This window comes from Sphingomonas panni, from assembly GCF_022664435.1.
In the GTDB taxonomy this organism is placed as follows: domain Bacteria; phylum Pseudomonadota; class Alphaproteobacteria; order Sphingomonadales; family Sphingomonadaceae; genus Sphingomonas; species Sphingomonas panni.
The window spans coordinates 156,494-179,688 of sequence record NZ_JAKREU010000003.1 but is presented as its reverse complement, the minus strand read 5'-3'; the positions used below and the strand labels follow the sequence as shown (position 1 = coordinate 179,688).

14 protein-coding genes are annotated in these 23,195 nt (G+C 68.0%); 5 read left to right on the top strand and 9 right to left on the bottom strand.

Annotated elements, in window-relative coordinates; translation table 11 throughout:
* Positions 1 to 104 precede the first annotated feature (104 nt).
* A complete protein-coding gene (rpoB, locus tag MF609_RS07815) occupies positions 105 to 4,250 on the bottom strand; it encodes a DNA-directed RNA polymerase subunit beta (protein WP_242415753.1) in 4,146 nt (1,381 codons plus the stop codon).
* 325 nt (positions 4,251 to 4,575) lie between these two features.
* On the opposite strand from rpoB, the gene MF609_RS07810 reads away from it, so the two are divergent.
* From MF609_RS07810 to MF609_RS07800, 3 genes are all read left to right on the top strand, one after another.
* Positions 4,576 to 5,748, top strand: a complete 1,173-nt coding sequence (locus MF609_RS07810) for a hypothetical protein (protein ID WP_242415752.1) — start codon at positions 4,576 to 4,578, stop codon at positions 5,746 to 5,748.
* A 73-nt stretch (positions 5,749 to 5,821) separates the two neighbouring features.
* On the top strand, positions 5,822 to 6,343 hold the full coding sequence (locus tag MF609_RS07805) for a DUF2975 domain-containing protein (RefSeq protein WP_242415751.1): 522 nt from the start codon (positions 5,822 to 5,824) through the stop codon (positions 6,341 to 6,343).
* Positions 6,343 to 6,570 (top strand): helix-turn-helix domain-containing protein, encoded by a 228-nt coding sequence (locus tag MF609_RS07800; RefSeq protein ID WP_242415750.1) that lies wholly within the window; start codon positions 6,343 to 6,345, stop codon positions 6,568 to 6,570. The genes MF609_RS07805 and MF609_RS07800 overlap by 1 nt, the downstream gene beginning before the upstream one ends.
* Before the next feature lie 15 nt (positions 6,571 to 6,585).
* On the opposite strand, the gene MF609_RS07795 is transcribed toward MF609_RS07800, so the two are convergent.
* The 3 genes from MF609_RS07795 to rplJ form a co-directional block, all read right to left on the bottom strand.
* A complete protein-coding gene (locus tag MF609_RS07795) occupies positions 6,586 to 7,680 on the bottom strand; it encodes a TonB family protein (protein ID WP_242415749.1) in 1,095 nt (364 codons plus the stop codon).
* A gap of 214 nt (positions 7,681 to 7,894) precedes the next feature.
* On the bottom strand, positions 7,895 to 8,272 hold the full coding sequence (gene rplL, locus MF609_RS07790; protein ID WP_055758810.1) for a 50S ribosomal protein L7/L12: 378 nt from the start codon (positions 8,270 to 8,272) through the stop codon (positions 7,895 to 7,897).
* A gap of 48 nt (positions 8,273 to 8,320) precedes the next feature.
* Positions 8,321 to 8,836, bottom strand: coding sequence for a 50S ribosomal protein L10 (gene rplJ / locus MF609_RS07785; RefSeq protein WP_242415748.1), 516 nt, complete (start codon positions 8,834 to 8,836; stop codon positions 8,321 to 8,323).
* Positions 8,837 to 9,214: 378 nt separating this feature from the next.
* Between rplJ and MF609_RS07780 the strand changes: the two genes are divergently transcribed.
* Together MF609_RS07780 and galA are read left to right on the top strand one after the other, a co-directional pair.
* On the top strand, positions 9,215 to 9,958 hold the full coding sequence (locus MF609_RS07780) for a copper homeostasis protein CutC (RefSeq protein WP_242415747.1): 744 nt from the start codon (positions 9,215 to 9,217) through the stop codon (positions 9,956 to 9,958).
* 23 nt (positions 9,959 to 9,981) lie between these two features.
* Entirely contained in the window at positions 9,982 to 12,873 is a 2,892-nt protein-coding gene (gene galA / locus MF609_RS07775) for a beta-galactosidase GalA (protein WP_242416003.1), read from the top strand.
* A 162-nt stretch (positions 12,874 to 13,035) separates the two neighbouring features.
* On the opposite strand, the gene MF609_RS07770 is transcribed toward galA, so the two are convergent.
* From MF609_RS07770 to MF609_RS20055, 5 genes are read right to left on the bottom strand one after another with little or no spacing between them, the layout of a single operon-like run.
* Positions 13,036 to 14,934, bottom strand: coding sequence for an alpha-L-fucosidase (locus tag MF609_RS07770; RefSeq protein WP_242415746.1), 1,899 nt, complete (start codon positions 14,932 to 14,934; stop codon positions 13,036 to 13,038).
* Positions 14,931 to 17,399 carry a hypothetical protein gene (locus tag MF609_RS07765; protein WP_242415745.1) on the bottom strand — a complete coding sequence of 823 codons (2,469 nt, stop codon included), beginning with the start codon at positions 17,397 to 17,399 and terminating at the stop codon, positions 14,931 to 14,933. The genes MF609_RS07770 and MF609_RS07765 overlap by 4 nt, the downstream gene beginning before the upstream one ends.
* Entirely contained in the window at positions 17,396 to 19,690 is a 2,295-nt protein-coding gene (locus tag MF609_RS07760) for a GH92 family glycosyl hydrolase (RefSeq protein ID WP_242415744.1), read from the bottom strand. The genes MF609_RS07765 and MF609_RS07760 overlap by 4 nt, the downstream gene beginning before the upstream one ends.
* The gene (locus MF609_RS07755; protein ID WP_242415743.1) at positions 19,687 to 22,269 is read right to left on the bottom strand and encodes a glycoside hydrolase family 3 C-terminal domain-containing protein; all 2,583 of its coding nucleotides are present in this window, start codon (positions 22,267 to 22,269) and stop codon (positions 19,687 to 19,689) included. The genes MF609_RS07760 and MF609_RS07755 overlap by 4 nt, the downstream gene beginning before the upstream one ends.
* Positions 22,266 to 22,991, bottom strand: a complete 726-nt coding sequence (locus MF609_RS20055; RefSeq protein WP_422920701.1) for a glycoside hydrolase family 2 protein — start codon at positions 22,989 to 22,991, stop codon at positions 22,266 to 22,268. The genes MF609_RS07755 and MF609_RS20055 overlap by 4 nt, the downstream gene beginning before the upstream one ends.
* Between the last annotated feature and the right edge of the window lie 204 nt (positions 22,992 to 23,195).

Sequence of the window (23,195 nt, the reverse complement as noted above, 5' to 3'; positions counted from 1 at the left end):
TCCTTCAGGGGAGAGGGTTGGGAGAGGGGAAGTGCGGAGAGGGTAGTTGACTGCCCCTCTCCCCGACCCTCTCCCCGCACGCGGGGAGAGGGAGATTGGATCGCTTATTCCGCCGCCTCGGCCATGCCGTCGGTCTCTTCAATGCTGCTCAACTCGATGTTGAGGCCCAGCGAGCGCATTTCCTTGACCAGCACGTTGAAGCTTTCGGGGATGCCGGCCTCGAAGGTGTCGTCGCCCTTGACGATCGCTTCATAGACCTTGGTGCGGCCGACCACGTCGTCGGACTTCACCGTCAGCATTTCCTGGAGCGTGTAGGCGGCGCCATAGGCCTGGAGCGCCCACACTTCCATTTCCCCGAAGCGCTGGCCACCGAACTGCGCCTTGCCGCCCAGCGGCTGCTGGGTGACGAGGCTGTACGGCCCGATCGAACGCGCGTGGATCTTGTCGTCGACCAGGTGGTGCAGCTTCAGCATGTAGATGATGCCGACGGTGACCATCCGGTCGAACTGATCGCCGGTACGCCCGTCGAACAGCACCGACTGACCCGAGCTGTGCAGGCCGGCCAGCTGCAGCATGTCCGACACGTCGCTTTCGCGCGCGCCGTCGAACACCGGGGTCCCCATCGGGACGCCCGTGCTGATGTTCTGGACCAGCTCGGCCAACTGCTCGTTCGAGCGCGTGTCGAGGTCTTCGGCATAGTGATCGCCGTAGATCTCCTTCAGGCGATCCTTGACCGCCGCCGGCATTTCGCCCGCGACCGCATCCGGGTTCGCCTCGCGCCAGTCGCGAAGCGACCGTGCGACCTGCATCCCCAGGTTGCGCGCCGCCCAGCCAAGGTGCGTTTCGAAGATCTGACCGACGTTCATGCGCGACGGCACGCCCAGCGGGTTCAGCACCAGGTCGACCGGCGTGCCGTCCTCGAGGAACGGCATGTCTTCCTGCGGCAGGATGCGCGAGATGACGCCCTTGTTGCCGTGACGGCCGGCCATCTTGTCGCCCGGCTGCAGCTTGCGCTTCACCGCGACGAAGACCTTGACCATCTTGAGCACGCCCGGCGGCAGCTCGTCACCCCGCTCCAGCTTCTCGCGGCGATCGTGGAACTTGTCGGTGATACGCTTCACCGCCTCGTCATACTGCGCCTTGATCGCTTCGAGATTGCCCTGCGCCGCATCGTCGGCGACGGCAAAGCGCCACCATTCGTGCTTTTCGACGCTGTCGAGCAGGTCGCGGTCGATGACCACGCCCTTCTTGACGCCCTTGGGCGCGGCCGTCGCGGTCTGCCCTTCGAGCATCTCGCGCAGGCGCGACCAGGTCGCACGGTTGAGGATGCCGCGCTCGTCGTCCGAGTCCTTCTTCAGGCGCTCGATCTCCTCGCGCTCGATCGCCATCGCGCGCTCGTCCTTGTCGATGCCATGACGGTTGAAGACGCGGACGTCGACGACCGTACCCGACACGCCCGGCGGCAGGCGGAGCGAGGTGTCGCGCACGTCGCTGGCCTTTTCACCGAAGATCGCGCGCAGGAGCTTTTCCTCCGGCGTCATCGGCGATTCGCCCTTCGGCGTGATCTTGCCGGCGAGAATGTCGCCCGGCTCGACCTCGGCACCAATATAGACGATGCCCGCCTCGTCGAGGTTGCGCAGCGCTTCTTCACCCACGTTCGGAATGTCGCGGGTGATGTCTTCCGGCCCGAGCTTGGTATCGCGGGCCATCACTTCGAACTCGTCGATATGGATCGACGTGAACACGTCGTCCTTCACGATCCGCTCGCTGATGAGGATCGAGTCCTCGTAGTTGTACCCGTTCCACGGCATGAACGCGACGAGCGCGTTGCGGCCCAGCGCCAGTTCGCCGAACTCGGTCGACGGGCCGTCGGCGATGACTTCGCCGGCACGGACCACGTCGCCCACCTTCACCAGCGGACGCTGGTTGATGCAGGTCGACTGGTTCGAACGCTGGAACTTCATCAGCGTGTAGATGTCGACGCCGCTCTCGGTCGCATCGACCTCGCCGGTCGCGCGGATCACGATACGGGCCGCATCGACCTGGTCCACGACACCGGCGCGCTTGGCCGAGATCGCCGCGCCCGAATCGCGCGCCACCGTCTCTTCCATGCCGGTGCCGACGAAGGGCGCTTCCGCCTTCACCAGCGGCACGGCCTGACGCTGCATGTTCGAGCCCATCAGCGCGCGGTTGGCGTCGTCGTTTTCCAGGAACGGAATGAGCGAGGCGGCGACCGACACGAGCTGCTTGGGGCTAACGTCCATCAGCGTGACGTTTTCAGGCAGCGCCATCAGGAATTCGCCGGCCTGACGGGCCGACACCAGTTCCTCGGCGAAGCTGCCGTCTTCGTTCAGCGCGGCCGACGCCTGCGCGACGGTGTGCTTCTGCTCTTCCATCGCCGACAGGTACACGACCTCGTCCGACACCTTGCCGTCGATGATGCGACGATAGGGGGTCTCAATGAAGCCGTATTTGTTGACGCGGCTGAACGTCGCGAGGCTGTTGATCAGACCGATGTTCGGGCCTTCCGGCGTTTCGATCGGGCAGATACGGCCATAATGCGTCGGGTGGACGTCGCGGACTTCGAAGCCCGCGCGCTCACGCGTCAGACCGCCCGGCCCGAGGGCCGAGACGCGACGCTTGTGCGTCACTTCCGACAGCGGGTTGGTCTGGTCCATGAACTGCGACAGCTGCGACGAACCGAAGAACTCGCGAACGGCAGCGACTGCCGGCTTGGCGTTGATCAGGTCGTTCGGCATGACCGTCGACACGTCGACCGACGACATGCGCTCCTTGACCGCGCGCTCCATGCGCAGCAGCCCGACGCGATACTGGTTCTCCAGCAGCTCGCCGACCGAACGCACGCGACGGTTGCCGAGATTGTCGATGTCGTCGACTTCGCCCTTGCCGTCCTTCAGGTCGACCAGCGTCTTGACGACGGCCAGAATGTCCTCGCTGCGCAGCGTGGTCACCGTGTCCGGCGTGTCGAGGTCGAGGCGCATGTTGAGCTTCACGCGACCAACGGCCGAGAGGTCGTAGCGCTCGGGATCGAAGAACAGGCCGGCGAACAGCGCTTCGGCGGTTTCCAGCGTCGGCGGTTCGCCAGGGCGCATCACGCGATAGATGTCCGACAGCGCCTGCTCGCGCTCCTCGGCCTTGTCGACGTTCAGCGTGTTGCGGATCCACGGACCGGTCGACACGTGATCGATGTCGAGCAGCTCGATCCGCTCGATCCCGGCCTGGTCGAGCAGTTCGAGATTCTCGGGCGAAACCTCGTCGCCGGCTTCGATATAGATCTGGCCGGTCTGCTCATTGATCAGGTCATAGGCGCTGTAGCGGCCGAAGATTTCCTCGGTCGGGATCAGCAGGTCGGTCAGGCCGTCCTTGCCCGCCTTGTTGGCGAGGCGCGGCGAAATCTTGGTGCCGGCCGGGAACACCACTTCGCCGGTGTTGGCATCGACGATGTCGAACGCCGGCTTCTGGCCACGCCAGTTTTCCGGTGCATAGGGAATGCGCCAGCCGCCTTCACCACGGACGAAGGTCACGCGGTTGTAGAAGTGGTTGAGGATGTCCTCGCCGGTCATGCCCAGCGCATAGAGCAGCGACGTGACCGGCAGCTTGCGCTTGCGGTCGATGCGGACGTTGACGATGTCCTTGGCGTCGAATTCGAAATCGAGCCACGACCCGCGATACGGGATCACGCGCGCGGCGAAGAGATACTTGCCGCTGGCATGGGTCTTGCCGCGATCATGGTCGAACAGCACACCCGGCGAACGGTGCATCTGCGACACGATCACGCGCTCGGTGCCGTTGATGAAGAAGGTGCCGTTCTCGGTCATGAGCGGCATGTCGCCCATGTACACGTCCTGCTCCTTGATATCGAGGACCGAGCGGGCCTCGGTATCGGCGTCGACCTCGAATACGATCAGGCGGAGGGTGACGCGCATCGGGGCGGCATAGGTGATGCCGCGCTGACGGCATTCCTCGACATCGAACTTGGGATCTTCCAGCTCGTAGGTGACGAAGTCCAGCTCGGCGGTGCCGGCGAAGTCGCGGATCGGGAAGACCGAGCGCAGCGTCTTTTCGAGGCCGGAGACATAGCCGATCGACGGGTCCGACCGCAGGAACTGTTCATAGCTCTCGCGCTGAACCTCGATCAGGTTCGGCATCTGCACCACTTCGTGGATGTCGCCGAACACCTTGCGGATGCGGCGCTTGTGCGTGCCGGTTGCGGTTGCCTTGGTCGCCATGGGGTCGTGGGCCTCGCTTACAGTCAAATCTCGTGCCCGGTGGCCACCGGGCTGGCGTGCGGACAGGACGACGAAAGCCGCGTCACCCACTGGGGGCCGCAGCTGATCGAGCGTCCTGGAATGGCGACAGGCCTATGCATGCAATGCGCTGCGCGACGACGCATTCTTTCCCGGTCCTGTAGCAAGCCAGTCATATAGAAGCCGAGGCAGAGGCTGTCAACGCGAGGAAGGGCCGCTTTCGGTTTAGCGTGCGGATGGCTCGGTTCATCGTATATCGGGGCGGGGCAGGCTGACGCGGACGCAAAAACCCCGGTTGAGGGATGTCATGCAGTTCCAGCTTCCGCTCGCGGCCGTAGTCGCGATCCTCGCCGTGCCCGCCGCCGCGAAGCAGACGTCGCCCGGCGGGTCGATCCCGATCTACGACATCACGCCGCAGCCGCTGCCGACTCCGTCGCCGACCCCCAGTGCGACGCCGACCCCGCGCGTCACGCCGACCCCGACGCCCCGTGCGGCCGCGCCCGCGCCCCGCGCGACGCCGACCCCGACGCCGCGGGCGACGGCGACTCCGGTGCCAGTGCGGCCAACGCCTACGCCGACTCCGACCCCTGGTGCGCAACCGGAAGCCGTACCCGCCGCGGAGCCGACCTATGTCGGGCAACCCGTCCTGCCGCTGCCGACGCCCGAGCCCTCGGCCACGCCGTCTCCGGTCGCCAGCGCGCCGCCGGCCGCCGCCGCGCCCGCCACATCGGACGGCGAGTCGCTGCCGTGGTGGGTATGGTTCCTCGGCGGGATTGCCGTGGCCAGCGCCGTCGCCTTCGTCCTGACCCGGCGTCGCGCCCCGGAGCCGCGCTACGAACCCGCGCCGATGGAGCCGGCACCGCCCGCCCCGCCGGTGCCGCCGGTCGAGCCGGAAGTACCGCCCGTCGTTCCCGCGCCGCGGCCCGTTCGACCTCCCGTCGCGCCGCTAACGCCGCCCGCGCCGGCTCCGGTCGCGCCGACGCCCGGCCCGTTCCTCGAATTCCAGCTCGCGCCGCTGCGTGTGGGGCTGGAGGGTGACCGCGCGCTGCTCGATTTCGACCTGACCGTCGGCAATCCGGCATCGGCCGCCGTGTCCGAAGTCCGCATCGCGACGCTGCTGATCACCGCCAATGCCGGGCAGGACGAACAGCTCGCTGCCTTCTTCTCGGACGCCGACAAGCGGGGGCTCGATCCGTTTCCGCTGGCCGCCGGTGAGCGCCGGCATCTGGAGGCGACGATGGCCCTGCCGCGCGCTGCGGTGAATATCGTGCAAGCCAATGACCGCGCGTTCTTCGTTCCCATGATCGCGATCGACGCGCGCTATCGCTGGGAGGATGGCCGCGAGTCGCGTACCACCGCCGCCTTCATGGTCGGTCCGGCGGCCCCGCAGGGCAAGCTCGCCCCCATCTTCGCCGATCGCGGCGATCGCATGGTCGATCGGCTGGAAGTACGATTGCACGGTCAGGTCCGCCGGACGTAAGTCGATCGGCGACGGCCCTTGTCGATTATCGATAACCGGCTTAGCGTCCGACGAGGGCGAGGAAGAGGACTGCATGGCGCGGCGTGACCGGATATTGCGATTCACCGTCGCGGTGCTGCGGGTGCTGTTGGTCCTGAACATCGTCTTTGCCGCCGTCTTCCTGCTCGGCACGCTGGCAAGCTTCCCGTTCCACGACATGCTGGCCGGGCGGATCGCGACGAAATATCCGGCGATCGATGCCGAACGTGTCGTCGGCGGCATCCGCGCGTTGCTGCTGCTGGGCGTTGCGGCGTCGGGTCCCGCACATATCATCTTTTCGCGCCTGATCGCGATCAGCGCCACCGTGCTGGCAGGGGAGACCTTCGCGTCGCCCAACGCGCGGCGGGTGCGGGCGATCGGGTGGGCGCTGCTTGCTATTCAACTGCTCGACGTGCCGCTGCTGCTGATCGTGCCGAGCTTCGAGGGGATGGGCGTGCGGGTCGACGGATCGTCGATTTCGATCGGCGGGTGGCTGTCGGTGCTGGTCGCCTTCATTCTTGCCCGCGTCTTTGCCGAAGGCGCGGCGCTGCGCGAAGACCTGGAGGGAACGGTCTGATGGCGGTGCTGGTCCGCCTCGACGAAGTGTTGCAGGCCCGGCGCATGACGTTGACCGAGCTGGCGCAGGCGGTCGACATTACGCTCGCGAACCTGTCGATCCTGAAGACCGGGAAGGCGCGCGCGATCCGCTTTACGACGCTGGACGCGATCTGCCGCGTGCTGGAATGCCAGCCGGGCGACATCCTCGTCCATTCGCCGGCCGATATGGACGAGAGCGACGACTGACGCCCGCCCCGGAGGTTACTGCGGCGGCATGTCTGCTTCGGCGGCCTCGGCACCAAGCTGTTCGTCGGGGCGGATGGCGAACCGGACTCGCTTGATGCACCCGCTGGCCCCGGTCGGCGAGGGCGGTCGCTTGGCCGATCGCACGACCTGCATCGCGCGTTGGCCGAACGCCTCGGCCGGTTCGCTCGCCAGCACACGGGTATTCCCGACCTCGCCCCAGGGCGCGACATCGAACTGGACGACGGCCCATCCCTCGATCCGCCGGCGATTCCATGCTTCGGGGTAAGTCAGGCGCGGCTGCTGCGCCCACTCCACCGCCGGACAATGCGGCGTCGGTCCGAACTGGGCTTCGTCGGGTGCGACCGGCGCGGCAAGGCGCAATGCGGCGCGCGAATAGGGATAGAGGCAGCCTTGACGCTTGCCTTCGGTAAAGCGCGAGGTCGACACCGCCTTGCGCGCGGCGGCGTCGAGCGCGGTATTGCCGGTTCCGCTGGTTGTGCGGACGGCAACGGGGCGCCCCTTCGCGTCGAGGTCGTAACTGGTCATCGACCATTGCCGCTCTCCCGGCGTACCGGGAAGCTTGCGGAAGTCGGGATAGGCGCGCAGCAACGCCGCCGGTCGCGGCTGACGCAGGCAGTCGGTATCCGCCGGACGGATTCGTTCCCATCCCTCGGGCCGCAACGGGCCGCTGGTCGGTGCCAGCGAATAGGCGATCAGGTCGGCCGGGTCCGCTTGCGCCAGCGGGACCACCTGCTGACGATAGTCGATGCGACAATCGGTGTGCGGGGTGCCGGGCGCGAAGGTCGATGCCGCCAGCGCCGGCGCGATATCTTCGCTATTCGGTACGAAGGACGTGCCTTCAGCCCGGATCGACAAGGGCCGTCCATCGCTATCGATGCGGAACTGCAGCGTGACCGTGGTCGGTTCGCCCGGACCCCAGCGCAGCCATGGCTGGACGGCGGACAGCCGGACCGGCGCGACGACGGTTTCACCGCACCGCACCGGTCCCGGATTCCATCGGCCCAGGGAATGAGCGGTCGAAGCCGTCGTGACGACAGGCTGCGGCACGGTGTTTGCCGCCAGAAGCAGCGCGAGCGAGGCGATCGACATGGTGCAAAGGATGACCGCAGTTCGCGACGGGGGCAAGACGGATCGGAAGCGATCGTCGCGGCATGAAAAAAGGGGCCGCCCGTCGCCGGGCAGCCCCTTCTTTCTGGTGGAGCCGGGATGGAAGTGAATTCCATCCCGTCGGTCGGGCCTTGCGGCCCGCCGGCCGGCCTTGACGGAGATAGCGGACCCTTGGGTCCGCTGTCCCATCTGCGGCTTACTTGACTTCGACGGTCGCGCCGGCGCCTTCGAGCTGCGCCTTGATCTTGGCAGCTTCGTCCTTGTTGACGCCTTCCTTGACGGCCTTCGGCGCGCCTTCGACGAGCGCCTTGGCTTCGGTCAGGCCCAGGCCGGTGATGGCGCGGACTTCCTTGATGACGTTGATCTTCTTGCCACCGTCGCCGGTGAGGATCACGTCGAACTCGGTCTGCTCTTCAGCAGCCGGGGCAGCGGCGCCACCGCCAGCGGCCGGAGCGGCGGCAACGGCAGCAGCGGCCGAAACGCCCCACTTTTCTTCGAGCAGCTTCGACAGTTCAGCCGCTTCGAGGACGGTCAGCGCGCTCAGCTGTTCGACGATCGCGTTCAGGTCAGCCATGATATTCTCCGTAAATCAGATAGGGTTGTGTCAGTGGGAAGCGCCAGATCAGGCTGCTTCCTTCTCCGCATATGCCGACAGCACGCGCGCGACCTGGGCCGCGGGTGCCTGCGTGATGGTCGCCAGCCTCGTTGCCGGGGCAACGATGAGGCCGACCAGCTTGGCGCGCAGTTCGTCGAGCGAGGGCAGCGAGGCAAGAGCCTTCACGCCGTTCGCGTCGAGGATCTGGCCGCCCATGGCGCCGCCGACGATCTCGATCTTGTCCGTCGTCTTGGCGAAGTCGTTGATGACCCGCGCCGCAGCGACGGGATCGGTCGACGTCGCCAGCGCCGTCGGGCCGGTCAGCAGGTCCGACAACACCGAGTACGGCGTGCCTTCGGCTGCGATCCGGGCAAGACGGTTCTTCGAGACCTTGTAGCTCGCGCCGGCGTCACGCATCTTGTTGCGCAGGGCCGTCGACTGGGCGACGGTCATGCCGAGGTTGCGGGTGACGACCACCACGCCGACCTCGTTGAAGGTGCGGTTCAGCTCGGCGACGGCTTCACTCTTCTGAGTGCGATCCATGCCGTTCTCCTTTACTGGGGCGTGTCCCGGCAGAACCGGAAACGCCCGCGAACAATCCGCCCGTCGCGGGTTGCGACGACCGGGGCGAAAGTCCGTGAGGGGCATGGTCGCCATACGGAGCCTCGCGGGTGCGAGAGTCGCTGCATGGCCGGCCCGGCGTGCCTCGGCACGGTCGGGCGGAAAAACACATTCCCCGTCTCGGCAGGGGATTAAGCGGGAAACCCGCACCTGCTGTCTCGGACGGACGTCGCACGACGGACGAATCCCCATGCGACGGCTGGCCGCGCGCTTACGCGTGCGTGCCGGGGGAGTCAAGCACGCGAACCGGCTTGACCTTGGCCGTCCACGCTTCATTAGTCGGATAATTCTGGAGGGGCCATGCCGCGCACGACGTTGGAAATCTGCATCGACAGCGTCGCGGGGGCCGAGGCGGCGATCGCCGGGGGGGCGGACCGGATCGAGCTGTGCGGCGCGCTGTCGGTCGGCGGGCTGACGCCTTCGGCGGGGCTGGTGGCCGAGGTCGTGCGGCTGGCGCGTCAGGCCAGCGTCCGCGTCCACGCGATGGTCCGGCCGCGTGCGGGGGACTTCGCTTATGATCCCGCCGAAGTTTCAACCGCAATGTCCGAGGGGAAGGCGCTGGTCCTTGCCGGTGTGGACGGGCTGGTGTTCGGTGCGGTGCGGGACGGCAACCTCGATCGCGACGTGCTGGCGCAGTGGGTCGGGGCGATGCGGTCGGCACGCGCCGATATCGACCTGACGCTGCACCGGGCGGTCGACCTGCTGGCCGATCCGGTCGCGGCGGTCGCCCCCGCCATCGCGCTGGGGTTCGGTCGCATCCTTACTTCGGGCGGGGCTGTCCGCGCTGTCGAGGGTGCGGACGTGATCCGGGTGATGCACGAACGGGCGGCGGGGCGGATCGTCGTGATGCCGGGATCGGGCGTCCGGCCCGACAATGTAGCGGCGTTGCTGGCGGAAACCGGGGCGGGGGAAGTCCATGCCTCGGCCAGCGTGACGGTAGTGCAGGACGATCCGCGCGTCGTCGCGCTGGGCTTTGCCGGACCGGGCCTCGTCCGGACCGACCGGGCGACCGTGCGGGCGCTGCGCGACGCGATCGACGCCTGACAGGGGAGGGGAGAATGAATGTGATGCCGATCGATCGCCGGACGCTGCTTGCAGGGACCGCCGGCACGCTGGCGGCCGGGGCGCTGCCCCTGCCCGCACAGGCGGCGCGGGCGGAGCCAAGCGGGCTGCTCCAGGGCCTGTCGCCACGCCCCGGCCTGCCCGAACGGCTGCCGGTCGAGGACCCGTCGCGCATCCTGTTGTCGCAAGGCTGGCTGTTCCATGAAGGCGACATCGTGCCGCCCGCGCCGACGACGCATGACGAAACCTATACCAATGCCAAGGCGGGTAATGCGCGCGGCGCGGCGGCGATGGACTATGACGACAGCGACTGGACGCAGGTCAGCGTGCCGCACGACTGGGCATCGGCACAGGGGTTCGTCGAGACCGCGAATGTCGCGCAGGGGTATCGCCCGCGCGGGATCGGCTGGTATCGCCGCACGCTGCGGCTCGCGCCCGAGGATCGCGGCCGGAAGCTCGAACTTCATTTCGGCGCGATCGCGACCGCCGCGACGATCTGGATCAACGGCAGCGTCGTCGCGCGCAACTTCTCCGGCTACAATGCGATTACCGTTGATCTGACCCCGTTCGCGCGGTTCGGCGATGAGCTGAACGTCATCGCGATCCGGGTCGATGCGAATGCGATGGAGGGATGGTGGTACGAAGGTGCCGGCCTGTACCGCCATGTCTGGCTGGCGAAGCGGTCGCCGGTATCGATCGCGACCGATGGCGTGCATTGCGATCCCCGCCTTGGCAGCGACGGGCGGTGGCAGGTGCCGGTCACGGTCGCGCTGGAGAGCATCGCGCGGACGGTGGCGAGCGCGACCGTTATGGTCGACCTGATCGATCCAGCCGGCAAGGTCGTCGGCAGCGCACGCGGACAGGCGGACGTCTCGCCACTGGGAACGGCGCAGGTCGCGCTGTCGCTCCCCATCGCCGATCCGCAGCGCTGGTCGATCGAGACACCGACGCTCTACGCCGTCCGCGTCGCGACCGATGCGCCGGGTGGCGGGGACGAGCGTCGCATCGCCATCGGGTTCCGCACGATCCGGTTCGATGCGCAGGCGGGCTTCTTCCTGAACGAACAGCCCGTGAAGCTGAAGGGCGTCTGCCTGCATCAGGATCATGCCGGCGTCGGCGTGGCGGTGCCCGACGCGTTGCTGGCGTGGCGGTTGCAGCGGATGAAGGACACCGGCGTCAACGCGATCCGCTGTTCGCACAATGCGCAGGCCGAGGCTTTCTACCAGCTGTGCGACCGGATGGGGTTCGTCGTGATGGATGAGAACCGCATCTTCAACCCGGCGCCGGAGAATATGGCGCAGCTGGAATGGCTGGTCCGCGCGCATCGCAACCATCCCAGCATCATCCTGTGGTCGGTGTTCAACGAGGAACCGATGCAAGGTACCGAAGCGGGTGTGGAAATGGTGCGGCGGATGGCCGCCCATGTCCATGCGCTGGACGACAGCCGCCCGGTCACGGCGGCGATGAACGGCAGTTTCTACGACCCGCAGAATGTGTCGAGCGTCGTCGATGTGATGGGGTTCAACTATTATCAGGGCGACTACGACAAGTTCCACGCGCTGAACCCCGCCAAGCCCAGCACCTCGTCCGAGGATACGAGCGCGTTCATGACGCGCGGTGCCTATGCCACCGACCAGGCCGCGCATGTCATGTCGTCGATGGATACCGAAGCCGCGCCGTGGGGCGCGACGCACCGCAAGGCATGGGCGGAGATCGCCAAACGTCGCTTCGTCGCCGGCGGGTTCGTGTGGACCGGGTTCGACTATCATGGCGAGCCGACGCCCTTCGCATGGCCGACCATCGCCAGCTTCTTCGGCATCCTCGACCTGTGCGGCTTCCCCAAGACCGCCTACGACATCCATCGCGCACACTGGATCGACGACCGGGCGGTGGTCGGCATCGCGCCCCACTGGACATGGCCGGGCAGGGAAGGGCAGCCGGTCGAACTGCTGGTCACCAGCAATGCCGAGCGGGTCCGCGTCGTGCTGAACGGGCGGATGGTCGGCGAACAGGCGGTCGATCGGATCATGGGCAATGCCTTCACCGTTCCCTATGCGCCGGGCAGGCTGGAAGCGGTCGCGCTCAAGGGCGGGCGCGAGGTTGCGCGCGCGGTACACGAGACGGCGGGACCGGCGGTCGCGCTGCGGCTGACCCCGGCGCGGGCCCAGATGCTGGGCGATGGCGAGGATGTCGTGCCGGTCACGATCGATGCCGTCGATGCGAAGGGGCGGCATGTCCCGACCGCGAACCGGATGACCCGCTTCACGGTGGATGGCGCGACGCTGATCGGGGTCGGCAATGGCGATCCCAACAGTCATGAAAGCGAGAAGGCACCGCAGCGTTCGCTGTTCAACGGCCTCGCGCAGATGATCGTGCAGGCGGGCGAAGGGCGCGGCAAGGTGACGATCACCGCGACGGCCGACGGCCTGCGGCCCGCGCGGCTGGTGATCGACCGGGTGGCGGCGACCCCGCGTCCACAGGTCGAGGTGACGCCGCCGGGGGCGTTCATCCTCGGCTGGCGCCGGTCGAAATCCTTCACGACCGCGCCCGATCCCGGCCTGACCCCGCCGGTCAACGACAACAACAGCTGGGACTTCACCCGCAGCGGCACGCCGGCTTCTCCGGAAGCCGGGCCGTCGTTCCGTCTGTATCGTGCCGCCCTGCCCATGCGACGGCGGGTGGTGGCCGAGGGCGGCACGCTGACCTTTGCCCGGATCGACGGGCGGGCCAGCGTCTATGTCGATGGCCGGCCGGTCGGGGCGAAGGTTGATCCGGCAGCCGGCGCGCTGGTGGTGCCGGTGCCGGCAGGGGCGAAGGATGTGGCGGTGCTGGTCGAGGCGACGCCCGGCGCGCGGTCGGGGATTACCGGGACGGTGCGGCTGGCGCCGAAGGGGTAGGGCGCGACCTCCCCTTACCCACCGCCCGTTCGGTTCGAGCAGCTTCGAGCCTGTCGAGAAGCGTCCGTCGAGAACGTGGTCGCTTGGGGCAACGCCTTCTCGACTTCGGTTCTCGAAAGGCTCGAAGCAAACGGGGAGGGGGACGGGGAGGGGGCGGCTATCCTACCGGAACGCCCCGATCTCCGCGACGGCGATCGCCGGGGCCGGCACCGCCGGTTGCGGGAAGGCGAAGCGCAGGTAGCGCGCCGAGCGCGCGGTGGTGAAGGGCAGGCGCTGCGTCGCGCGGGCGTAGTTGATGTTGGGGAACTCGCCCTCGCCACCCGGCGTCCACGTTTTGCCGTCGACGCTGGTTTCCACGCGATATCTCATCGGCGGCGCGGCGTTCGGGTCGACATGGCGGGTCGGTGTCAGGGTGAAGCCGGCGAGCTTTTCCGCACGGCCCATGTCGATGGTCAGCGCGGCCGGTGCCGGGCTTTGCCATGCGGTGCGCGGTGAGGCGTCGAGCAACGCTTCCCCGCCGGGCGCGCTGGCGGCGGTCACTTTCCAGCCTGCGCGGTCGATGATGCTGGGATCGCTGACCTTCAGCGGCGGCAGGTCGACCGGCGCGACCGAACGGAACAGCGCGAATTCGCGGATCGCCGGACCGGCTTCGGCAGCGACGGTGCGAAAGCGGACGCGGCGCGGAGCGATCGGGGCGGGCAGCCGGACCAGCCGCTGCGGGCCGACCATGTCCTTTTCCGCGACCGTGGTCCACTGGTCGCCGCCGTCCGATACGTCGATGGCGAAGCGGGTGACGCGGAGACCCAGCGGCAGCCATTCCTGCAACCGCACCGTGTCGAAGCTGCGGCCGGGCGGCAGGTCGAGGATGATCGTCGCGTCGGTCGCCTCCGGCGGGGCGAGCCAGAAGGTGTCGAGGTTGCCGTCATTGACGTTGCGGGCGGTGCTGCCGGTATCAGCGCTGGCGGTCGTCACCGCACCGGCCGCCAGATCGTTGGCGAAGGTTGCGCGGAGCGCGTTGCCGAAGGCGGTCAGGCTGGCGACGTCGCGGTCGTGGATGCGGCCGCGGCGGTCGGGGGGCAGGTTGAGGTGGAAGGTGGTGCCATGGCCGACCGACTGATCGTACATCTCCATGATTTTGCTGGGGTTTTTTACCTGCGCATCCTCATCGGCATGGTAGAACCAGCCCGGCCGGATCGACACGTTGGTTTCCGCCGGCCACCACAAGGGCGCACCGCGCACGCCGGTGTTACCTTCGGCTTGGTCATAGGGGTGGTTGGGCATGGTCGGCCAGCAGGGGTCGGCGGCGTGGCCGTCCTCGTTCCCGACCCAGCGAATGTCCGCGCCCAAGGGATCGAAGGTGCAGGCATCGGGTTGCAGCCGGTGGACCAGCGCGATGATCGACGGCCAGTTATAATATTGAACCGCATCGATTTTCCGCGTCTCGCGCGCGCCGCCATAATAGCCGTCGCCGCCATTCGCGCCGTCGAACCAGACCTCGAACAGCTTGCCATAGCGGGTGCAAAGCTCGGTCAGCTGCGCGCGGTAATAGGTGATGTAGCTGGGCGTGCCATAGTCCGCGCGGTTGCGGTCCCATGGTGACAGATACACGCCGAAGTTGATCCCGCCGCGCCGGCACGCCGCCTCCAGTTCGCCGACAATGTCGCCTTTCCCGCCTTTATAGGGCGAATTGCGGATGCAATGTTCGGTGAGCATCGTCGGCCACAGGCAGAAACCGTCATGGTGCTTGGCGGTCAGGATCAGGCCGGTCAGGCCCCCGGCCTTGGCCGCCGCGACGATCTGATCGGGGTCGAAGTCGGTCGGGTTGAACAATTTGGGGTCTTCGTCGCCGTAACCCCATTCCTTGTCGGTGAAGGTGTTGATCGAGAAATGGATGAAGCCATACTGGCGATGGTCATGCCATTTCAGCTGGCGCGGCGAGGGCGTGGCCCCCCATGGCGCGGGCAGCGCGGTCGGTGTCGGCGTGATCGCGGCGCGCGGGGTGCAGGCGGCGGCACCGGCGATCAGGCTGCTGCCCATCAGGCTGCGGCGGGAAAGGGTCATTGCGATGCTCCGGGTGCGGTTGGTTCAGGGAAAAGGGGGGCGGGGATCAGCCAGGTCTGGGCGATCTGATGACCGCGCCCGCCGCCACCGATGCCGGGCGGGCGGTGCCATTCGAGGGTGAGCGTGCCGTCGGCGGTGAGGGCTTGCGGGATGGCGGTTTCGACCGTCTCGCGGTCGCCCTTGCGCGGGCGGGGACTGTGCAGTTCGACACCATTGCCGGTCAGCCGCATCGGCAGGGCGTAATCCTCCCCCGCCCAGCGCGCGACCAGCCGGTAGCGGCGATTTCGCTCCAGGCCCGTATAGCGCAGCCGCACCGGGGTTTCGTACAGTCCCTCGGCATAGCTCAAATCCGCCATGCGCCAGCCTTGATCCGGGTAATGATCGGCGACGCCGTCGATTGCGCTGACCAGCGATTGCGGATCTGCATCGAAGCCGGGGCCGCGAACCAGATGCGGTTCGGCGGTCGGATCGCCCAGATCGTCGTAGAGCGCCATGTCGCGGGTGCGCCACGGATCGCCGATCATGGCGAGGCGGGCGGCGGCGTCGGGCCGGGTCAGGGCGTCGGCGATGTCGGCCTCTACCGCCGTCCGGTCGTTCAACTGGATGTCGGCACGGTCGAGGTTCGCGCCGCGTTCCCAGTTCGACGCGCCATGGCGCGGCACCGACAGCTGCATCCGCGCGCGCGTCCATAGCCGGTCGGCAATGGCGGTCAGGTCGGCGCGCAGCGGCGCGACCATCGCCGGTTCGGGGCGGGCATAGGCGAAGCGCGCGGCGACGGCGGCGGCCTGTGCGCCGGTCGCCGGGGCCTGTCGCAGCGTGTAGAGCGCCTCTGCCTGCGTGGCTTTCGCTGCGATCAGCCGGTGGCGGACCAGCGCGTCATAGGTGGCGCGGTAGCGATAGAGGTCGATCCGCCAGTCGGCCCAGCGCGCGGGACGCAGGCCGTTTACCAGCGCCAGCGTCGCATCGATCCCGGCATTGGCCGACGGGTCGCCGCGCCAATTGCCCTCCAGCGCCTGTGGCACGGCGGCAAAGGCCCGGTCGCCGACGAACATCCGTGCATATTCGCCGGCGATCTGGGCGACGGGGGTCGCCGGGTTCCAGCCGAGGCGGAACCACTGGGTCACGTTCCAGTCGTCGTTCACCCCCTCGCTATAGGTCACGAAGCCGCGCGTAGCGGGGGCGAGATAGGCGAAGATGCGCGTCGTCGCGGCGGGGCGGGGGTTCACCGGCTCGCGCCCTTCGGTCAGCGCGAACGCCGGGTGCCAGTCGGGGATCGGGAATTGCGCGTGCATCGTGTGCGCGGTGTCCGGGTAGGTTTCGATCGGGTATCGGCCGGCGATGCGGCGGCGATGGTCGGCGATACTGTCGCGGGTCTGCGGGCCGACGAAGATCGCGGTCAGCCAGCGCGGGCGCTTCGCCAGTTGCGAGTGGAAGGCATCGAGGCCGGCGGCGTCGAACCCCTGCGTCGACAGCAGCACTTCGGCTTTTGGGAAACGCTGGCGCAGCGCGGTCGCGACGCTGCCGGCGACCGGGAACAGCCGGTCGGGCGCGGTATGCCCCGGATCGCCGCCGGGAATGTAGAGTGCGTCGAGCGCCGGGAGTTTTGCGGCAAGGGCGGTGAAGTCGGCGACTTCGGCTTCCGCGCTGCCCGGTTTCCCGTAATCGCGCAGCAGGGGGTAGAAGAGCGCAACGTCGATGCCAAGCCGATGCGTGGCCTGCGCGACCGCGATCAGCGTCTCGGTCGCGGGCAATGGGGAGAGGGGCGAGGAGGCCGCATCGTCGGACACGGGTGCGACGAACTGGATGCGGTTGCCGCCCAGCAGCGCGAAATCCTCGATCCGCCGGGTGAGCATGGACACCGTCCATGCATCATAGCTGTTGTTCTTGGCGCGATAGCCGATCTGGGTGCCGCGGATCGCCATTGCCGGGGCGTCGGCGACATGGGCGGGCGCGGTGAGGGTCAGGTTGTCGAGATGGCGCAGCAGGTAGCCGGCGGCGAACATCCGTGCGCGGGTGGTGGCGGCGCGGATGGTGATGGCGGTGCGGGTCGTCGTGATGGCGAAGGCTTCAGGAGCGAGCTTTGCTGGCAGGAAGCGGATCGCTACGACTCTTGCTGCGCAAACGCCGTATTCCCGCGCAGGCGGGAATCCAGGGTTCGGGTCGCAACCGTTCGGTTTGTGCGGCTCTGGACCCCCGCCTGCGCGGGGGTACGGGTGGAGCGTTGCCTGTCCTGACACTCCGTCATTCCGGCGAAGGCCGGAATCCATTGTGTCGGGTGCCGCAGGAGCCGCGGGAGACCCCAGCCTGCGCTGGGGTAACGTTGTGGGGCGGGGGCGACACACCGCCCCGCGCTCCACCAGCCGTTCGCGCAGGACCTGCGCCGCCGGGTCGGTGCCGACGACGCAGGCCGCGTCCAGCGGCACGACGACCGGCGCGGCGGTGGCGAGGAGCGTGGCGAGGATCACTTGTTGCCCGGCCGGTCCTGCGGAGCGCGGCCGAATGCCTTGTTGGGGGTGGCCGACATTTCGAACACCAGACGCCCGCCCTTCACCAGATCGGCGTGCGCGATCCAGCTTTTGGTCCAGGGCCGCCCGTTCCACGTGACGCTGCGGACATAGGGGCGGTCGGGCGCGTTGCCGCGTGCCTCGACCACCAGTTCCCGGCCGCCGCCGACCTGTACGGTCGCCCGGTCGAACAACGGGCTGCCCAGCACATAGGTCGCGCTGACCGGATCGACCGGATAGAAGCCGAGCGCGGAGAGCAAATACCACGCGCTCATCTGGCCGCAATCGTCGTTGCCGATGATGCCGTCGGGCCGGGCGTGATACATTTCGGTCAGCAGCCGGCGGACCATCGCCTGCGTCTTATACGGCGCGCCGCAATAGGCGTAGAGATAGGCGACGTGGTGGCTGGGTTCGTTGCCATGCGCATATTGCCCGACCAGCCCGGAAATGTCGGGCGGCGCGTCGGCGGGCAGTTCGGACGAGGCGGTGAACAGGCCGTCCAGCTTCGCCTCGAACGCGGCATCGCCGCCCATCGCCGCAATCAGGCCGTGGACGTCGTGCTGGTTGAGGAAGGTCGCCTGCCAGCTGTTGCTTTCGGTATAGTCGCGCCACTTCTTCGAATGGCCGATGCCGTTCGGGGCAAAGGGTTCGGCCCAGCTGCCATCGGCTAGCCGGGCGCGGGCGAAGTTCAGTTTGGTATCGAATACGTTGCGCCAGTTGCCCGACCGCTTGCGCAGCCGTGCCGCGCCGACGGCATCGCCGGCCGCATCGGCGATGAACGCACCGGCATAATCGTCATAGGCAAATTCCAGCGTCTTCGACACGCTTTCGAAGATGCGGTCGGCGGGCGCATAGCCGAGTTCGTCATAGGCCTGCACGCCGATGCTGTTGTCGAGATTGGGCGTGGTCCAGTCGAACGAGCGCTTCTTCACGCCCCCCCATGCGGCGGCATAGTCGGCGACGATGCCCTTTGCCCGCGCCTCCGCCATCACCGGCACCGCGTGCCAGCCGATCATGCAGCCGGTCTCCACCCCCTGCAGCGGCCAGACCGGTGGGCCGAACGGGCTTTGCTGCGTCTGGCGGATCAGGTCGCGGGTGAATTGTTGCGACCGCGCCGGACGGATCAGCGTCTGGAGCGGGTGGAAGGCGCGATAGGTGTCCCATAGCGAATAGGCGCTGTACGCCGCCTCGCCCTTCGGCACGGTATGGGTCTGGCGATCGAGGCCGATATAGCGGCCATCGATGTCGGAGAAGAGCGTCGGTCCGATCGAGGCGTGGTAGAGCGCGGAGGCGGCGACGGTGCGCTGCGTTTCGGTGCCGCCTTGGAAGTGGATCAGGTCCAGTTCGCGCGCCCATGCACCTTGGGCTTCGTTGGCATAGCGATCGAAATTCCAATGCGTCGCCTCGGCGGCGAGGTTCGCTTTCGCGCCGTCCAGGTCGACGGCCGAGATGCCGGTGCGGATCACGACCGGCGCGGCGCTGCCGTCGTCATAGTGCAGGACCGCCTTCACCCGTTTGCCGGTCACACCCTTCGCACCTGCCGGGGCATTGCCGTCGCCGAAGAACTCGACCCGGTCGGGCTTGCGCGACAGCTGCATCGCAAAGAAGATTCGCCGCCCCTTGGCCCAGCGGAACACGCGGCGGGTGCCGGTCAGCGTGCCGTCGGCCTCCAGCGTCAGCGCGGCATCGTCAATATAGGGGCGCTGGTTCGGCCCCTCCATCACGAGGTGCGATAGGTCGATCAGGATGTGCGCGGGGCCGGCTGGGAAGCGGTGACGCTGAATGCCGGTGCGGTCGGTGACGGTCAGTTCGGAGCGGACCCCGCTTTCGAGCGTGACGGCGTAATAGCCGGGATCGGCGACCTCGTCCTCGTAGCGCTGGCGATAGCCCTTGTCCGGGTCCTCCAGCGGCCCGCCGTCGAGCAGTACCGGCCCCCGCGTCGGCACGACAAGCACGTCGAGCATGTCGCCGATGCCCGTGCCCGACAGATGCGTGTGGCTGAACCCCAGGATCGAGCTGTCGCCCTTGTGATAGCCCGAACAGGTCGCCCAGCGCGCGGTGTCGGTGTCGGGCGACAGCTGCACCATCCCGAACGGCATCGTCGCGCCGGGAAAGGTATGGCCGTCGCCACCGGTGCCGATGAACAGGTTGGGGCGAGCAGGGGGGGGCGTGACGGTCGTCGCCGGCAAGGCGGCGGCGACCGCGAGTCCGGCGCTGCTGCCGAGCAGTGCGCGGCGGGAAAGCATCGTCATTTCGGCAACTCCTGCGTGCCGGTGATGGTGAAGGCGACTTCCTGTCCGGGCGTGTCCCCCGGCTGGCCGCCGCCGACGAACAGGCGGTAGCTGCCCGGTCGCACGGCGCGGGTGCCGTCGAGCGACACGGTGCTGAGCAGGCGCGAGTCGAGGGTGAAGGTCACGGTCCTGCCCTGTCCGGGCTCGAGCGCGACCCGCTGGAAACCGACCAGGCTGTGGCGCAGCACGGGGTCGTTCCATGCACCGATCTTGTTGAGTTCGGCTGGCGCGATCAAATAGGCCTGCGCGACTTCCTCGCCGGCGCGCTTGCCAGTGTTGATGACGCGGGCGGTGACGGTCAGCGTCTGGCCGGCGGTCAGCGTCGTCGGCGCCTTGGCGTCGGCATAGGCATAGCTGGTGTAGCTCAGGCCATGGCCGAAGCCCCAGAGCGGGGTCCCGTCGAAATAGCGGTAGGTGCGCCCCTTCATATTGTAGTCGACGAAGGCCGGCAGGTCGCTCGTCTTCGCATAGAAGGTGACCGGCAGGCGGCCCGACGGATTGGTCGTGCCGTCGAGCAGGTCGGCGATGGCGGTACCGCCGACCTCGCCCGGATACCAGCCGGCGACGATCGCGTCGGCGTGGCTCTTGGCCCATTCCATCGCGACGGCGCTGCCCGAGAGCAGGACGACGACCAGCGGCTTGCCCGATGCCTTGACCGCTTCGAGCAGTTGCTGCTGCGTTTGCGGCAGGGCGATGTCGGTGCGGTCGCCGCCCGAGAAGCCGGCGACTTCGAGGCGGAGAGCCTCGCCCTCGACCGCGGGGGACAGGCCGACGAAGGCGACGACGGCATCGGCATTGCGTGCCGCGGCGACGGCTTGTGCGCGCTGCGGATCGGCAGGGGCGATCCAGGTCAGGCGGATGCTGTCGTCGGTGCTGGCATGGGTCAGGTCGAGGCGGAAGGGCTTGGGCGACGTGTCGGCGAAGTCGAGGACCGCCTCCATCCGTTCCGACTTGCTGTCGTTCGCTGCACCTTCGACCGCAGCGGTGCCGGTGGCGCTCAGCACGTCCTTGCCATCGACCCACAGCTTGACCGCATCGCGGCCCGAGCATTTGTCCCAGCAGCGGTTGATGTCGATGCGCAGCGTATAGCGGCCCGGCCCCGGCGGGGTCAGCGTGCCGGTCCAGCGGACGCCGTAGCGGTTCACGGGCAGGCTCGCGGCGGGGCTGGTGCGCGCCCAGTTGAAATCGATGGTGCGGTCGGTGCGGGTCAGGACGGGCGTGCCGGTCATCGCCGGGTCGGCAAAGAACTCGGCCTTCAGCCCCGCGCCGAACGCCGTCTGCGGCACGGGTAGCGGCACGCCGTCCGCCAGCGTTGCCCCTTGTGCATAGGCAACGGCGAAGCGATCGGCCAGTGCCTTCAGGGGCGTTACCGGATCGGCGGCGGTGCCGTTGTAATTGGCCTCCAGCACGTCGAGGCTGTCGGCATTCGGGCCGACGACCGCGATCTTCGCACCGCGTTTCAGCGGCAGGACGCCGTTATTCTGGAGCAGGACCAGCGACTTGGCGGCAGCCTCAAGCGCCAGTGCGCGGTTGGCGGGGGTGTGGAGGGCGCTGGCCGGGATCGTATCCCAGCGGCTCTTCGCGCCGAACGCATCGCCCAGCCGCTTGCGGGCTTCGAAGGCGCGGGTGAGTGCGCGATCCACGACGGCCTGGGTCGTCAGGCCGCGTTCCAGCGCCTTGGGCAGCGCGGCGTAGGCCGATCCGCAGTTTACATCCATGCCGGCATTGATCGCGGCGGCGGAGCCGGCGGCATTGTCGAGGGCGTAGCGTTGGTAATGGGCGATGTTGCCGATCGCGTCGCAGTCGGACACGACCAGCCCGTTCCAGCCCCAGTCGCGGCGGATGCGATCGTTGAGCAGCCAGTCGGCGGCGCAGACCGGCACGCCGTGGACGCCGTTATAGGCGCACATCACCGACTGCGCCTTCCCCTCGGTCAGCGCGCGGCGGAAGGCGGGAAGGTAGGTCGCCTCCATGTCATAGGGCGCGGTCTGCACGCTGAACGCGTCGCGCCCCGCCTCCGGCCCGCTATGCGCGACCAGATGCTTGGGGGTCGCGATGACGCGGGGTTGCAGCGGGTCCGGCCCTTGCAGCCCGCGCACATAACCGACCGCCATCGCGCCGGTCAGTACCGGGTCCTCGCCATAGGTTTCCATGCCGCGGCCCCAACGGGGATCGCGGAAGATGTTGATGTTGGGCGACCAGATGGTCAGCCCTTCATAGCGCCGCCGGTTCTTCCCCGGCAGGGCGTTGTATTTGGCGCGCGCCTCGGTGGAGACGACGGTGCCGATCCGCTCCATCAGCGGCGCGTCCCACGTCGCGGCGAGGCCGATCGCCTGCGGAAAGACGGTGGCGACGCCGTTGCGCGCGAGGCCGTGCAGTGCCTCGTTCCAATAGTCATAGGCCGGCAGGACCTCGCTCTGTGCTGGGGCGGTGCTTTGCAACTGGGCCGCCTTTTCCGCAGGGGTCATCGCGGCGATGGTCGCGGCGATCTGCGGATCGGGTTCCGCTGCGCCTGCGAGCAGGGCGAGGAGGATGCTCACTTGGCGGCTCCCAGCGTCTGCAGGCGCAATGCCTTTTTGAGTGCGCCGGCCGATGCCTTGCCCGCGATCGTCACCGTCACGCTTTCGCCCGGCAGCAGGTCGAGGAAATTGTCCGATGCCTGCACGTCCAGCGTGCCGAAACCGATCCACAGCGCACGGGCCAGCCGCTGCGCGGTGATCGTCAGCGCGGGCTTGCCACCGACCGTCGACCAGCGGGTGGTGAGGCCCGGATCGGGCAGGGTCATGTCCTTTTCCGGCAGGGCGGTGACCAGCGCACGCGACGCCACCGCGCCGTCTACGATCAGCTCGACCACGGTCACGCTGCGCTTCGGATCGGCACCCTTGAACAGGTCGGCGTCGGTCATCGTCACGACCTTCGTCGCCGACAGTGCGGGCAGCTGGATCGCGGCTTCATGCGCCATCGTCACCTTGCCATCCACATCCATCGTCCGCATCCGCCAGCGTGCGGTGACCGGCACGGTCCGGTCGGAGATCAACGTGATGTCGGTCGTACCGGTCGGCTTGCGCGCCGCCGACACGGCAAGCGGGGCGTAGAAGCGGCGGGCGGCGAAGTGCAGCGCCTTCCACCGGCCATAATAGTCGATGCTCGACCACGACGCGCCGGGCCACACGTCGTTCAGCTGCCAGTAGAGCGAACCGCTGGTCACCGGGCGGCAGGCGCGATGGTGGAGCGCGCCGAGCTGGATGCCGTCGGCCTGCATCACCTGGCTGAGATAGACGAAGTCGGCGAAATCGCGGGGTTCGCGGTAGCGCATCCGGATATAGTCGAGCAGCCGCTGCTGGCCAGCACCCTTCAGGAATTTCTGGTGCGCGGTCATGACGGGGGAGTCGATGGCGTAATCCGCAGGCTTGGCGAACTTCGCGATGGTCGCCATGTCGGGCATCGCCTGCAGCCCATATTCGGA